The sequence below is a fragment of the Rhodococcus sp. WB9 genome (assembly GCF_007558985.1).
In the GTDB taxonomy this organism is placed as follows: domain Bacteria; phylum Actinomycetota; class Actinomycetes; order Mycobacteriales; family Mycobacteriaceae; genus Rhodococcus_F; species Rhodococcus_F opacus.
The window spans coordinates 2,062,908-2,076,878 of the sequence record NZ_CP041769.1 but is presented as its reverse complement, the minus strand read 5'-3'; the positions used below and the strand labels follow the sequence as shown (position 1 = coordinate 2,076,878).

Annotated in this window: 14 protein-coding genes; 5 read left to right on the top strand and 9 right to left on the bottom strand. The window is 67.7% G+C overall.

Annotation, left to right across the window (positions count from 1 at the left end; genetic code table 11):
- Positions 1–4 precede the first annotated feature (4 nt).
- On the bottom strand, positions 5–1,405 hold the full coding sequence (locus tag FND50_RS09630) for a carotenoid oxygenase family protein (protein ID WP_144285591.1): 1,401 nt from the start codon (positions 1,403–1,405) through the stop codon (positions 5–7).
- Positions 1,406–1,555: 150 nt separating this feature from the next.
- Between FND50_RS09630 and FND50_RS09625 the strand changes: the two genes are divergently transcribed.
- Genes FND50_RS09625 through FND50_RS09615 form a run of 3 tightly spaced genes read left to right on the top strand, consistent with a single transcriptional unit; the run spans position 1,556 to position 4,019 of the window.
- Positions 1,556–2,818: a pyridoxal phosphate-dependent aminotransferase gene (locus FND50_RS09625; protein ID WP_005238257.1), complete on the top strand. Its 1,263-nt coding sequence runs from the start codon at positions 1,556–1,558 to the stop codon at positions 2,816–2,818.
- 56 nt (positions 2,819–2,874) lie between these two features.
- Positions 2,875–3,594, top strand: coding sequence for a helix-turn-helix domain-containing protein (locus FND50_RS09620; RefSeq protein WP_144285590.1), 720 nt, complete (start codon positions 2,875–2,877; stop codon positions 3,592–3,594).
- Positions 3,591–4,019 carry a hypothetical protein gene (locus tag FND50_RS09615; protein ID WP_144285589.1) on the top strand — a complete coding sequence of 143 codons (429 nt, stop codon included), beginning with the start codon at positions 3,591–3,593 and terminating at the stop codon, positions 4,017–4,019. The genes FND50_RS09620 and FND50_RS09615 overlap by 4 nt, the downstream gene beginning before the upstream one ends.
- Here the strand turns inward: FND50_RS09615 and FND50_RS09610 are convergent.
- Entirely contained in the window at positions 4,010–5,191 is a 1,182-nt protein-coding gene (locus FND50_RS09610; protein ID WP_144285588.1) for an MAB_1171c family putative transporter, read from the bottom strand. The two genes, FND50_RS09615 and FND50_RS09610, sit on opposite strands and share 10 nt — an antisense overlap.
- A 4-nt stretch (positions 5,192–5,195) precedes the next feature.
- Complete coding sequence (locus FND50_RS09605) at positions 5,196–5,657, bottom strand: hypothetical protein (protein WP_260850952.1); 462 nt, start codon at positions 5,655–5,657, stop codon at positions 5,196–5,198.
- 560 nt (positions 5,658–6,217) lie between these two features.
- On the opposite strand from FND50_RS09605, the gene FND50_RS09600 reads away from it, so the two are divergent.
- Entirely contained in the window at positions 6,218–7,525 is a 1,308-nt protein-coding gene (locus FND50_RS09600; RefSeq protein ID WP_144285586.1) for a YibE/F family protein, read from the top strand.
- 11 nt (positions 7,526–7,536) lie between these two features.
- Here the strand turns inward: FND50_RS09600 and FND50_RS09595 are convergent, their stop codons facing one another.
- The 4 genes from FND50_RS09595 to FND50_RS09580 form a co-directional block, all read right to left on the bottom strand.
- The gene (locus FND50_RS09595; RefSeq protein WP_231137848.1) at positions 7,537–7,770 is read right to left on the bottom strand and encodes a hypothetical protein; all 234 of its coding nucleotides are present in this window, start codon (positions 7,768–7,770) and stop codon (positions 7,537–7,539) included.
- Positions 7,771–7,820: 50 nt separating this feature from the next.
- Entirely contained in the window at positions 7,821–9,239 is a 1,419-nt protein-coding gene (locus tag FND50_RS09590) for an Hsp70 family protein (RefSeq protein WP_186301261.1), read from the bottom strand.
- A gap of 115 nt (positions 9,240–9,354) precedes the next feature.
- On the bottom strand, positions 9,355–10,320 hold the full coding sequence (locus FND50_RS09585) for a triacylglycerol lipase (RefSeq protein WP_144285585.1): 966 nt from the start codon (positions 10,318–10,320) through the stop codon (positions 9,355–9,357).
- 117 nt (positions 10,321–10,437) lie between these two features.
- Positions 10,438–11,760 carry a UDP-glucose/GDP-mannose dehydrogenase family protein gene (locus FND50_RS09580; protein ID WP_144285584.1) on the bottom strand — a complete coding sequence of 441 codons (1,323 nt, stop codon included), beginning with the start codon at positions 11,758–11,760 and terminating at the stop codon, positions 10,438–10,440.
- A 105-nt stretch (positions 11,761–11,865) separates the two neighbouring features.
- Here FND50_RS09580 and FND50_RS09575 point away from each other — a divergent pair, with 105 nt between their 5' ends.
- A complete protein-coding gene (locus FND50_RS09575; protein WP_144285583.1) occupies positions 11,866–12,384 on the top strand; it encodes a protein tyrosine phosphatase in 519 nt (172 codons plus the stop codon).
- Between the two features lie 6 nt (positions 12,385–12,390).
- Here the strand turns inward: FND50_RS09575 and FND50_RS09570 are convergent, their stop codons facing one another.
- Together FND50_RS09570 and FND50_RS09565 are read right to left on the bottom strand one after the other, a co-directional pair.
- Entirely contained in the window at positions 12,391–12,633 is a 243-nt protein-coding gene (locus FND50_RS09570) for a hypothetical protein (RefSeq protein WP_144285582.1), read from the bottom strand.
- Positions 12,634–12,649: 16 nt separating this feature from the next.
- A complete protein-coding gene (locus tag FND50_RS09565; protein ID WP_397494159.1) occupies positions 12,650–13,948 on the bottom strand; it encodes a S8 family peptidase in 1,299 nt (432 codons plus the stop codon).
- Positions 13,949–13,971: the final 23 nt, after the last annotated feature.

Sequence of the window (13,971 nt, the reverse complement as noted above, 5' to 3'; positions counted from 1 at the left end):
TCCGCTACTCCGCAGGCAGCCACGCGCCGTGAAGGCCCGCCGGAACCCGGATCGGCAGCCGCACCTTACCGATCGGCCCCGACCCGGGGACCTCGGCGGGCAGCACGAAGAACCAGGACGACATGTCGGCCCGGTCTGTGCCGATCATTCCCCAGTACTCGTGCTCGGCGCCGGGCATGAAGATCGGTTCACCCACCGACACGCTCCCCGGATCCCAGTGCGCCTCGGTGCCGCGGGCAGTGTCGAAGAACCACAGCGAATCCTGCCGTCCCAGGCTGCGGTCGAGTTTGCCGACGGTCCCCACCGTGCGGTGCCCTCGGGTCAGCTCACGGTCGTCGACTCGCGGGAACTCGACGTCGCGGTCGCACACCACCTCTCGCGTCACCCGTCCGCTGCCGGGGTCGACGACGGCGCGAACCAACGAGCCGAGCGACGGTGACGGGGCCTTCGCGAACCCACCGGGGTAGGTCCACTCCACGTAGTCGACGCTCACCCTCCCGTCCGGCAGATCGAAGGCGTTCGCGAAATGCCACACCCAGTAGGCGTCGTGCGTCGTCCACCGGACCGGCCCGCCGTCGCGGGGCACCAGCGCGATCCGCGTGCCGTCCTCGGGGCGCCAGTCGAGCACGGACCCACCGGTCAGCACGGCGGCGATGTCGAAGACCAGCGGGCACAGCATCAGAACGATGTAGCGCTCGGTGAGCGCCATGTCGTGAATCATCAGCGGCGTGTCCGCACCCGCGACCGGCGTCGGTGGCCGTGCCACCGAACCGTCGGGGTTCACCACCGACCACGTCAGGTACGGGGCCTCGAGCATGTAATTGAACAGCACCATCTCCCCGGTGACCGGGTCGAGCTTGGGGTGCGCGGTGCTCCCCACACCCATGGCGCCGTCGCAGTTCTCGCGCCCGAGCGTGCTCAGGTCGGCGGGGTCGAGGCGGAACGGCAGCGTGGTCTCGGCCATCGCGAGCAGCCGTCCGCCGTGCCGGACGATGTTGATGTCGGGCAGCTCGCGCGACGTGCCCGCGAGGTCGGGCGCCACTTCGTCCTCCGTCGGCGTGTAGAGATCGGTGACGCCGGGCCAGATGACGTGCCCGGCCTTCTCCTCCGCCTGCACCATCGGGGTTCGGACGAAGCGGTTGGTGTACCGGGCCGCACCGTCGGCGATTTCGATTCGGTGGACCATGCCGTCGCCGTCGAGCGGATAGACGTACGTCCCGATCGGATCGAACCGGGGGTTGGGCCCGTTGCGCAGATAGGCGCCGTGAAGATCGGCGGGTAGTTCGCCGATCACCTCGAGATCCCGGACGTCCACCTCCTCCCGTTGCGGCGCGAACACCCCGACGAGATGGCTGTGGTGCGCGATGTCGACGGGTCCGGGGCGACGGGATACCGGTGCTGACATGTGCGTCATTCCCTCCGGGCGCGGTGAATGCGAGACGGATCCGACCCCCTCTCGAGGGTACGACGGGCACCTGCGCGGGCGGGGTGTTTCGACGACGCGACGGCGGTCTGATACCCACCAGTAGAAATCGGGTTGCCCGGGAGTGGGAGAATGACGCTCGTGAGCAACCCAGACCACGGCCATCACCGCATGCCGCACCGCAAGCTGGAGCAGTCCACCAAGCTTCAGAACGTGCTCTACGAGATTCGTGGACCGGTACATGCCCACGCCGCCCGGCTGGAGGCGGAAGGCCACCGGATCCTCAAGCTCAACATCGGCAACCCCGCACCGTTCGGTTTCGACGCGCCCGACGTGATCATGCGCGACATGATCGCCGCGCTCCCGTACGCGCAGGGGTACTCCGAGTCCAAGGGCATCCTGTCGGCGCGGCGCGCGATCGTCACCCGCTACGAGCTGGTCGCCGGGTTCCCCGAACTCGACGTCGACGACATCTATCTGGGCAATGGTGTGTCCGAGCTCATCACGATGACGATGCAGGCGCTCCTCGACAACGGCGACGAGGTGCTGATCCCGGCACCGGACTACCCGCTGTGGACGGCGATGACGAGCCTCGCCGGCGGCACCCCGGTGCACTACCTGTGCGACGAGGGCAACGACTGGAACCCCGACATCGCGGACATCGAGTCGAAGATCACCGACAAGACCAAGGCGCTGCTGGTCATCAACCCGAACAATCCCACGGGTGCGGTGTACTCGATGGAGGTGCTGCAGCAGCTCGTCGACCTGGCGCGCAAGCATCAGTTGCTGCTTCTCGCGGACGAGATCTACGACAAGATCCTCTACGACGACGCCAAGCACATCTCGCTGGCGACGCTGGCCCCGGACCTGCTGTGCCTGACGTTCAACGGCCTGTCGAAGGCGTACCGCGTCGCCGGCTACCGGTCCGGGTGGGTGGCCATCACGGGCCCGAAGGAGCACGCCGCGGGTTTCCTCGAGGGACTCGACCTGCTCGCGTCGACGCGTCTGTGCCCGAACGTGCCCGGGCAGCACGCCATCCAGGTGGCGCTCGGTGGGCACCAGAGCATCGAGGATCTGATCCTGCCGGGTGGTCGACTGCTCGAACAGCGTGACGTGGCCTGGGAACGCCTCAACATGATTCCCGGTGTCTCGTGCGTGAAGCCGAAGGGCGCGTTGTACGCATTCCCCCGCCTCGACCCGAACGTGTACGAGATCTACGACGACGAGAAGCTGGTCCAGGACCTTCTGCTGCAGGAGAAGATCCTGATGGTGCAGGGCACCGGATTCAACTGGCCGGACCACGACCACCTCCGCATCGTGACGTTGCCGTGGGCGCGTGATCTCGCTGTCGCCATCGAGCGGTTCGGAAATTTCCTCACCAGCTACAAGCAGTAGGATCGACGCACAGCAAGCGACACGCGCGTCGCTTGCGTGTCTCCTGGGGGAAACGAATGGTCACCAGCACCCGCGCGCGTTTCGGACAATTCGTCCATCGACGACGGCGTTTGCTGAACCTCACACAGGACGAGGTCACGGCCGCGGGTGGCCCGTCCGACGCAGCTCAGACGCGCGCCGAGAACGGGACCGGCCCGGATCCGAGCATCGAGACCCTCCGCAAACTGGACGTCGCGCTCCGCTGGGCTCCGGGCAGCGCGGCTCGCACTCTCGACGGTGGTCATCCGACTCCGCTCGAGGCGCTCGACGGGGAGGACCGGTCACCGACCTCGCGCCCGCTGACACTCGGGCCGTCGGAGATTCCGCTGGATCTGGACACGATCATCGAGATCCTGGGGCCGCACACCCAGATCACCAAGCTGAGCGCGGCGCACCCCGAGGTTCCGGGGCTGGCCGAGGCGGCGGGCGAACTGAGCCGGGTGGTCTCGAAGATCACCGGCGCGTACGTGACGCGGTTGCTGGAAGTCAACGGAGGCCCGGCCGGGCCGCGCCAGCCGCTGGTCGAATTCGCGTTCGGCCACCTGCTGGAGGAACCGTCCACGGTCACCGACCCACGTGAACTGGAGGAAGCACGGTATCGCCGTTTCCTCTACGGCCGGGGAGACGGCCTCGACGCGGCCACCCGGGAGCGCTTCTGGCGTCGATGGGAGGACGCGGTGAAACTCGTGGCCACCGAGGATCCCGAACGCAGCGGAGATGCGGGGGTGAACGCATGAACGGCGTGCCGCTGTCGGTGCGGGTCAACCGCCTCTTCTCGCTGGCCCACGACCTCGACGGTCCCGAACCGGGCGAAGACACCGTCGCCGCGGGTGTGTCGCGGATACTCGGCCGTGCCGTCGAGCCGTCCGAGATCGAGTCCCTGCGCAGGAACGATCACCACGCGCCCGAGCCCGACGTCCTGCGGGCGGTCGCGCAGCACTTCCACGCCCCCGAGCAGTACCTCGCCGCCGACGGCTACCACGACTACGACACGCTGGTCCGCTTCAAGATCGCGGTTCGCGAGGCCGGTGTCCGGCACTTGTCGATGCGATCGCTCGACGCATCCGCGGAACCGAGCACCGCGGAGATGGAATCGCTGATTCCCCTTCTGGAGAATCTGCGGCGGAGTCACGGTCCGGCGCCGGATCCTCGTCAGACCTGAGCGGGGACGCGCGCCGACGGGTCCGCGGGGCCGCCGAACTGCGGGAGGCGACGCGCCCACAGTTCGGCCGCCAGATGCTCGGCGTCCCGCCAGTGATCGGCCAGCCGGGCCAGCTCCCACGGTTCGCCGCCGACGTCGGTCGTGAACAGGTGCGCCGTCCCGCCCCTGCCGTGCGCCCGGTGACCGGCCCGGCGGGCCAGGCACGCGAGGTGCAGCCGCGTCGCCGTGACCACGGGCGGTGCGGTGCCGGAATGCCCGCCGAGTTCGAACACCACGTGCCGGTCGAGGATCATGATCGCGTCGCGGATCTCGACGCTCATGCGGTCGAGGCGGCTCCGGGCCGACAGTGCCCGGCGATCCGCCGGTCGCAGTTCCAGGACCACTTCGGGCACCGCACCGGTCAGGGTCCGCCACATCGGTTGCAGACGCCGGGTGACTTGCCGCGACCGCCACCGGTGACCGAGCGCCCGTACCACCGGTCCGACCGAGATGAGCGCGCCCGCCGACACGACGAGCAGGCGGATGAACGCCCCCGAGTCGCTGTGCGATTCGGTCAGGGCGTTGTCTTCGCTGACCGCGTTGACCACGCCGGTCGTCACGACGACTCCCATGTCGAACACCTCGAACAACGACAGGGCGATGACCGCGAGAAACACCCGGCGCTCGCGTCCCGGTGTCGCGCTGCGCACGGCCTTCAGCGAGATCCACAGGTTGAGCAGGGCGACGGACAGGATCGGAACCGCGTACGTGATGCAGTACGTCGCGAAGGGCCAGCCGCCCTCGTCGGCTATGGCGACGCCCCGCGATCGCGCCGGCGTGCTCAGGCCGATCAGGATTGCCCCCGCGACGGCACACATCGACAGCGAGACGACGTGGATCCGGGGAAGGCGCGCCGGGCCGAGCGCCCACGCGGAGAAGAGACTGATCAGCGACGCCGCGGTCAAGATGATGCAGACGTTACTGAGGGTGTTCGCGAACCCGTACCCGAACCACCGGTCGAGCCAGATCTGTGCCAGTGACCGCTGGAGGACCAGGGAGAGGGACGCGAAGACGAGGGCGGCGTTCATCCGGCGTTCGGCGACAGTCGACCGGACGAGAGCCAGGCGCAGGAGGGTCGTTCCCCAGACGACGGCGAGGAGCGGCCAGCTCACATAGGTGGGCGGTTCGTACACGGCGTCAGAACGTTCCGAGCATCCGCGACACCCGTGCGTCACCGACGGTGTCGCCGCTCGTGCCCGCTCGACGACCCGCCATGATCAGGGTGGCGAGAAGTTCCGCCTCGTATTCCTGGTCGTTCGAGTAGTTGGACCGGCCGAGCATTTTGACCACGCGCGCCGTGTCGACCGTTGGCGCGGCGACCGACAAGGCCGTCGAATCGACGGTGGTGTCCCCGATCGTGTCGCGGTCGTGGCCGAGCTCCATGTGTGCCAGTTCGTGGCAGATGATGTGGGTGGCGTGCACGTCCGACGTCCCTGCTGCGTACAGGATCACGTCGTCGTCGGCCCGTGCGAGCCAGAGACCGGAATGACCGCCCTGGACGAGGGCGTGCGAGACCGGGACCAGGTGAATCGGACGGCCACGACGAGCTGCGACGCCGGCGACGAGCTGATCCCTGTTCCAGGGCACGGGAATAGCCATCTCCGCCACGATCCGGCGAAGATGGTTGCTGGATCGCGACTGCCGCGAGATTCGCACTGGAACACCTCCGAACGGCCATAATCCTAGGCCGTCGGGGTACGAGGTCACGACATGTGGGCGATTTCACCTACCCGGTTGACGAATACCCCTACCGTGTCGGTAGATTGGCAACCGGCACCTCGAGTGCCTCGAGCACCTGTCGCCCCTCCCCCCCTGTGGGCGCCAGGTTGGTGGCGGGGTCAACCCCCCCTGTACCCCGCCACCCAGCTCGGCAAATCTCTCCACGCAGCGGCTCTGCGTCCGCGGAACACACCCCTCGTTCGGAGTTCCGGACCACCCCTGCGTGGAGTTCGGCGTTCGCTGCAGATTAGCTGCTGCGGGCCATGCTTCGATATCTAATCACACCGGCGACATATAAGCGACACGAGAGCAATACGAGCCTGACAGCGTGGCAACACTGGCACCTCACGCCACTTCCGTCCCAGCGTCGCCGGTCCCCGTCCGACTACCCTGTCGTGCGTGCCGAGACAATCCCCCCAGCAGCCGACGCGACGCGGCCGATGAGCGAATTCCACGGACACGGACACGGACACGGCCACGGCCACGGCCACAGCGACGGACCGGCCCCGATGGGACCTGTGGCCGCCAAGGTGGTCGTCGGACTCCTCGTCGCCATCGGCGTCGCGGTGCTCATCGGCGCCATCGCGTTGTGGCCCGGCAAGCCGAGCGTCGACGTCGAACAGCCCTTCCAGAGCGCCCAGGGCGGTGCAGTCGTCACGGAGTCGGGCACGGTCACGATGCAGAACATCGGCGACTGCGGAAGCCCGTCGGCCGGGCGCGTCTTCACCGGCACCCCGTTGCCGCCGCCGGCCGGCGCGTACGAGTGCCAGCGCAGCATCGTCGACATCGAGTCCGGTCCCAACACCGGTACCCAGACGCTGCTCGAAATCATTCCCGGCCCCGGGCAGCCCGACCTCCGGGTGGGCGAGAAGATCCGGCTGTCCCGTCAGACGGACGTGAACGGCACCACGGAGTACTCGTTCGAGGACTATGCGCGCGGCCTGCCCGTCACCCTCATTGCCCTCGCGTTCGCCGTCGTCGTGATCGCGGTCGCGCGGTGGCGCGGATTCCGGGCACTCGTCGGCATCGTCGTCTCGTTCGGCGTGCTCGTCCTGTTCACGCTCCCGGCCCTGCTGGACGGACAACCCGCGATCCCGGTGGCCCTCGTCTCCGGCGCCGTGATCCTGTATGCCGTGCTGTATCTCGCGCACGGTGTCTCCCTGCGAACGAGTTCTGCGTTGCTGGGCACTCTCGCGTCGATGCTGGTGGCGGCGATCCTCTCCTACGCCACCATCGAGATGACTCGTCTCACTGGGCTTTCCGAGGAACAGAACACCAACGTCCAGACGTACATACAGCACGTCAGCATCACCGGACTCCTGCTCGCCGGCTTCATCATCGGCTCACTGGGTGTGCTCAACGACGTCACCATCACGCAGGCGGCGTCCGCGTTCGAACTGGCGTCGCTGGACCCCGACGCCTCCCGGCGTCAGATATTCGGTTCGGCGATGCGCGTCGGTCGCGATCACATCGCCAGCACCGTCTACACCCTCGTCCTCGCGTATGCCGGCGGGGCGTTGCCGCTGCTGTTGCTGTTCAGTGTGGCGGGGCGATCGATCCAGGACGTGCTGCTCAGCGATGCCGTGGCCATCGAGATCGTGCGTTCGGCGGTCGGTGGCATCGCCCTGGCACTGTCGGTTCCGCTGACCACCGCGATCGCGGTGATGCTGGCGCGGCCGATCGGCGCGGGTCCTTCCGGCAGCGCTCCCGCGGTCAAGCCGTCACGGGGTGGCCGCCATTCCAAGTAGCGCGGCGACCGCTAGCTGAAGACGCCGAACTCCCGCAGGACGATGAAGATGATGGCGATGACCATCAGCGCGTAGACGGTCAGCATCGTCACTTTGGCCGCATGCTCGCTGGTGGGCGGGAACATCTTCAGGATCGGCTTGGAATATGCGACGAGCCGGCGCGTGTCTGCCGGCGCGGCCGCCGAAGGCCTGGGAACGTTGGGAGTGCTGTGGAACTCCGCTGGATTTGCAGTCACTGCACACATCCTCTCTACGCCGGAACCATTCCCATCGTAGGCCTGGAGAACGGCGGCGACTACGTTCCGGGGAACCTGGGAAGTTCGGGCAGTGGGAACGGCGGCAGTGGGATCTGCGGCAGACCGGGGAACACCGGAACGGGTGGTGGGGGCGGCGGCACGGGCTCCGGCTCCGGAATCCGGATCTGCGACGCCGTTTGGATCGGCTCTTCGACGGCCTCGGACGTCGGAGGCGGCGGGAGCGTCGTCGGCGACGGCGTGGCCACCTCGGTCATGACCGGCGATGCGGTGGTGAGTTGTGTGGTCACCGGCTGAGACGAGCCCTCGGTGCGTGCCAGCAGGTTCTTGCCGTACCCGAGTCCGAGACCGATCACCGCCACCACGGCGAGCGCGCTGCCCGCCAGCGCGGCCCCCCGGATCTGGGGCTTGGCCACCTGCTGACTCGGCGGCGGCGCCGCGGCGCTCAGCCAGGACGGAGTACTCGACGGCGCACCGGTGCGTGCGACGGTCGCGCTCGGAGCCTGGTAGGTGGATACGACTGCGTCCGGTGCGGACTGCGGCGTGTATGGCGGCGGAAGGACCCTGGCGACCTCGGCGGGTGGCGGCACCACCTGCTGGGCAAGTAGCGCGGCACCCTGTGCCGCAACGAGTTCGGGGTGATCGGGAACGACGACCGGCAACCCGAGCCACGACTGCAGCACCGACCGCACCAGAGGGATGCGTGCACCGCCGCCGATGAACACCACGGCATCGGGGGTTCGTCCCGACTTCGTGATCACGTCGCGGGCGAGGCGCGCCGAAGATTCGACGGTAACAACGATCAGTGCGTCGAAGACGTCGCGGGACAGCAACAGCAGCCCGCCGTCGCCGGGCACCGCGACGGCGCCGCCGGTGGAGAGCCGCTCTTTCGCCTCACGACAGCGGAGGTCGAGCGCGAGGCCGGCGGGCGCGTCGCCGGGCTCCTCGATCCGCTTGTTCTCCAACTGGTTGTCGCGGATCAGCCGGTCGAAGACGTCTCCGCTCACCGTGTCGGTGCGGACCGTTTCCACCACCTCCCCCGTCGCCCGGTCGACGACGCTCACGGTGAGCCCGGAGCTGCCCAGGTCGTAGAAGAGGAGCGTCGCATGGTCGTCGAGTGCGCCCGAGGCGTCGAGGAACTTCAGCGCCGCCGAGGCTTCGGTGACGAGCTGGTAGTTGGCGAGTTGCTGCCGGGCCATCGCCGCCTGGACGGCGCCTGCCTGGGCTTCGTCGCGGTAGGCGACCCCGGTGGCTCGGACCTGCCCGGCGTCGGGTGCCCCGGCGAGGACGACGCCGATCGTTTCGGCGGCGAGTTCCTCCGGTAGGTCCCGCCCCGCGGCGACGACCTGGGCCCGGAAATCGGGGACGAGCCGGTTCCCGGCGTCGTCACGGTTCACGGAGTCGGGTCGTGCCAAGCGCACCGCGCTCGCACCGACCGACACTCCTAGAACCGAACTCATGGGCCGCCTAACTCGACTGTGCACGGGTTCGATCCGGAATCCCCCCACTCCATGGCCCGCAGTCTAGCGAAGCGGTCCGACGGGGCAACCGAGCAACCGTTCGGCGAGAGGCAACTCAGAAGTTGCTCGCGATGATCACTCCCGCGATGCCCGTGCCCAGCGGTACGAACGTGCAGGGCGGCACGACCGTGTGTTCAGGATCGAGCGTGTTGAGTACCAGTTGCTGGGAGAACGGGTCGTAGGGCAGGTTGAAATGGCCGGTCTGATCCAGCGGGCACAGGTCCTGGACGAGGATGTTGGTGGCACCGGGGTCGTGTAGCGCGACGTTGGTGTACGGCTGGATCACCTCGTCGTATCGCGTCCCGATCGTGGTGTATTCGACGCCGGGAACGGTGTCACCGCCGGCGTTGAGGGCGGTGAGGAACGGCGATCCCTGCACCTGCTCGGCGAGGGCCTCCGAACCGATCCCCACTATCAACTCGTTGCCGCCGGGCAGCGTCTGCAGAGCCGTGGCGATCCCGAAGAACGTTCCACCGTAGGACGGGGACGCGAGACCGATCCAGCGGTTCACCTTCGAGGCTCCGCCGAGCCTGTTGATGTAGTACCGGGCTACCGTCGCGCCCTGCGAGTGACCGATCAGGTCGACCTCGTCCGCACCGGTTACGGCCAGGACATCGTCGACGAACACCTCGAGTTCGGCCGCTCCCTCGGTCATCGTCTGCATCCCGAAGTGTTCGGTGCCCGGTTTCCGTCCGTAGTTCAGGGCGAACACGCAGTAGCCGGCGTCCTTCAATTTCGGACTCAACCCGGCCCAGTTCGAATAGGCACTGCCGTCGCTCCCGTGTACGAGGATCACGGGGTGGGGGTGCGCCGGACCGGGGCGGCACGAGAAATCGTTGGCCCCGGGGGGCGCCGAATGCGGATGCTGCTTCGCGTACGAGATGGCCGCGCCGGCGTCGGATTGCGCCGGCCCCGGCAGGGTCGGGACTTCCGCCGCCCGAGCGGGGGCGACACCGAGCGCACAGATACAGGCAACGGCAGCCAGGAGTGCGAGTGGGGATCCGTGACGTGCCTTCGACATCGCCAGCCCTCCGTTGCGATTGAGGCTGACGCTACCGCCCGCCGATGCCGCGGGAGCGGAGATCGTCAACCCGTTATCGCGGGGAACCGCGAGGTCACAAACCGTTATCTGCGCGCGCTATCCCCTCCCGAGACCTCGATAGACCCACCCTGCGGTGCGCCAGTCCGCGGCGTCGAGACAGTTGCGGCCGTCGACCATCACCCGGGCCCGGACCACGTCGTTCAGATCCTCGGGTTTCAGGGCCGCGAACTCCGCCCACTCGGTGAGCAGAAGCACGGCGTCGGCGTTGTCGCACGCCTCGACCGCCGATGTCGCGTAGTTCAGCGTCGGGAACAGTCTGCGTGAGTTGTCCAGGGCTTTCGGGTCGTAGACGCTGACCACTGCCCCGTGCAACTGCATCATTCCCGCGACGTTCAGTGCCGGCGAATCACGGACGTCGTCGGATTCGGGCTTGAATGCCGCGCCGAGCACGGCGACATTGGCGCCGAGCAGCGAACCTCCGCACACCTGCGCCGCCAACTCCACCATCCGGGTGCGACGCCGCATGTTGATGCTGTCGACCTCCCGGAGGAAGTGCAGTGCCTGGTTCGCGCCCAGCTCACCCGCCCGCGCCATGAATGCGCGGATGTCCTTGGGCAGGCAGCCGCCGCCGAAGCCCAGCCCGGCGTTGAGGAAGCGCCGGCCGATCCGCGCGTCATACCCGAGGGCGTCGGCAAGTTGGGTGACGTCGGCGCCGGTTGCCTCGCAGACCTCGGAGATGGCGTTGATGAAGGAGATCTTGGTGGCGAGGAACGCATTGGCCGAGACCTTCACCAGTTCCGCGGTGGCGAGGTCGGTGACCAGGAACGGAATGTCCTCGCCGAGCAGGCGGGCATACAGTTCGCGCAACTCGGTCTCGGCGCGTCCGGGGCGCTGGCGGTCCACTCCCAGCACCATCCGGTCGGGGTGCAGGGTGTCCTCGACGGCGAAGCCCTCCCGCAGGAACTCCGGATTCCACGCCACTTCCACGGCGTCACCCGCCGGTGCAAGCGCCCGGGCCCGCGCACCCAGCTCCGCCGCCGTCCCGACGGGAACGGTCGACTTGCCGACGATGACGGCAGGGCGATCGAGCAGCGGCGCGAGTGTGTCGATCACCGAATGCACGTGCCGCAGGTCCGCGGCGTACTCGCCCTTCTTCTGCGGGGTGCCGACACCGAGAAAGTGGAGGTCGGCGAACTCGGCGGCCTCGCTGTACGACGTGGTGAAGTGCAGTCGGCCGGCGTCGATGTTCCGGCGCAGAACCTCCCCCAGCCCGGGCTCGTAGAACGGGACCTCCCCGGAGGAGAGCTTCGCCACTTTTCCGGGATCGATGTCGACGCCCAGGACGTCGTGGCCCAGTTCCGCCATACAGGCGGCGTGGGTGGCTCCCAGGTATCCGGTTCCAAACACGGTGCAGCGCATGCACCCTTGATAACCAGTGCAGGTGAGCGCGATATTTACCCGACTGATGCTCGAAGCCAACAGTGCGTGTACGAACGGTGCGGGGCGAGACCCTATGCTTCGCCCATGCATGTTCTCTTCGTCTGCACCGGAAACGTCTGTCGCTCCCCAACGGCTGAGCGCCTCGCAGTGGCATACGCCGAGGAGCTCGGGATCACCGATCTGACTGCCGAAAGTGCAGGTACCCGCGCCGCGGTCGGACGCCCGATGGAACCGACGGCCGCGCAAGTCCTCGAAGGGCTCGGCGGTGATCCGAGCGATTTCACCGCGCGGATGCTCACCGCCGATCTGGCGGCGGATGCCGATCTGGTGTTGACGATGACCGAGCGTCAGCGCGAGAAGGTGCTGGCGCTGGCCCCGGAGCAGCTGAAGAAGACGTTCACGCTGAAGGAGGCTGCCCGGCTAGCCGAGGCGTCGGACGCCAAGACTGTCGCCGACCTGGCATCGGCCCGTCCTCAGCACAAGTCGGACGGGACGCCGGAGGACATTTCCGATCCGGTCGGCAAGGACGAGGAGACATTCCTGAATGTCGGGTCGGAGATCGCAGAACTGCTGGGTGTGATCGCGCGGAGCATCCGCGTCTGACGTCGCCTACCACGGTTCAGGGCCGCTACGGCGGATGTCGACGTGCTGCTCCAGTTCGATGGCCAGGACGCCCGGAACTGCCTCGAGGGCTGCGAGTCGGCCCGCGGGGACGGAACCGGAGATGATTCCGATCGTGCGGTGCATCGCGTCGATCCGCATGCCCTCCTCGGCCAGCGCGACGCCGACCACGTCGATGTCCTCGACGTGGTCGGCGTCCACCGTGACACTGATCCCGACCATGCCGGGCACGATACGTCGGGCACTTCTACCTGGATGCCTGGATGCCTGGATGCCTGGATGCCTGGATCAGCCCGGCACCCACATCGAGTGACGGCAACCCGAGCCGCCGGGAATGCTGGGTGAGCAGTGACCACAGATCGCGGCCGGTGCGCCCGGTCTTCTCGCACCACAGGGCAGCGATGCCCGCGACGTGCGGAGTGGCCATACTCGTTCCATTCTTGGAGCCGTAGCGCGCAGGCATCGGCACCGACGAGAACACCCGCACGCCAGGTCCTGCCACGTCGATCTGACCACCGGCGACGGGGTTACTCGCAGCAGAGAAATTGGCCAGCCCGAGATCGGGGTCGACTGCAGCGACGGCCATGATCGACGGACTGTTGGCGGGTACGCCGACCAGTCCCGGGCGTCCGGCGGCTCTGTTCGCGTTGTTGCCGGCCGCGGCCACGATCAGCACTCCGGCCGCCAGCGCTCGCTGCCCCACCGTCTCGTAGGCGACGGACACCGACGCGACGTCGGCACCGAGCGACATCGAGACGATGTGACAACCATTGGCGATGGCCCACTCGATTCCTGCGAGGATCCCACCGTCCACGCCACGCCCCTGATCCGACAGAACCTTCCCGACGAAGATGTCGGCCTCGTGAGCCACTCCGTATCGACGGGTGCCGGTCGCTGCCGCCGGACCGCAGGCCGTTCCGATGCAATGCGTGCCGTGTCCGTGCCCGTCCTGGGGTGCTGCACCCGGAACGAACGACTGGGCCGTGATGGTGCGACCCTGGAAATCCGGGTGGGTGAGGTCGAATCCGGTGTCGAGGACGGCGATCCTGACACCGCGCCCACTGCATTCCGACGTCGTGGTGCGCGTCGCTTGCAGTCCCCAGGTGAACTCCGGCGTATCCAGGAAGTGGTCGAGGTCTACTGGCGCGGCTGCGCCGTTCTCAGGCCGTGCGATCTCTACGACGGTGTCTTCACTGTCCAGCGCATGGTGGAACAACTCGGGTTCGACCGAGAGGACCGCGACGTCGGGCGAGGCGACTGCGGTGCGGAGTGCGACCAACTGGTCGGGGTCCGCGGTCACTACGGCAATTCCGAGTTCGTCGAACAGAACTGCGTCGGACACTTCCGCCAGTTCGAGATCCATTGCCGAAGAATCAAACTCGCTACTTCTTGTTACGGTCGAGACGCCGGTGAGGGACCGTAGGAGTGCTGTGGGACCCGCTCGCCTCCCGTCGTCCGTGAACACCACGACCTGACGGCCCGTCGTCTCGGCCCGCGAATCGGCATCGGCCCCGTCGCCGTCACGGTCGGAATCTTGTGGAAACATCACTGTTTCGTCCTTTTGCTCTG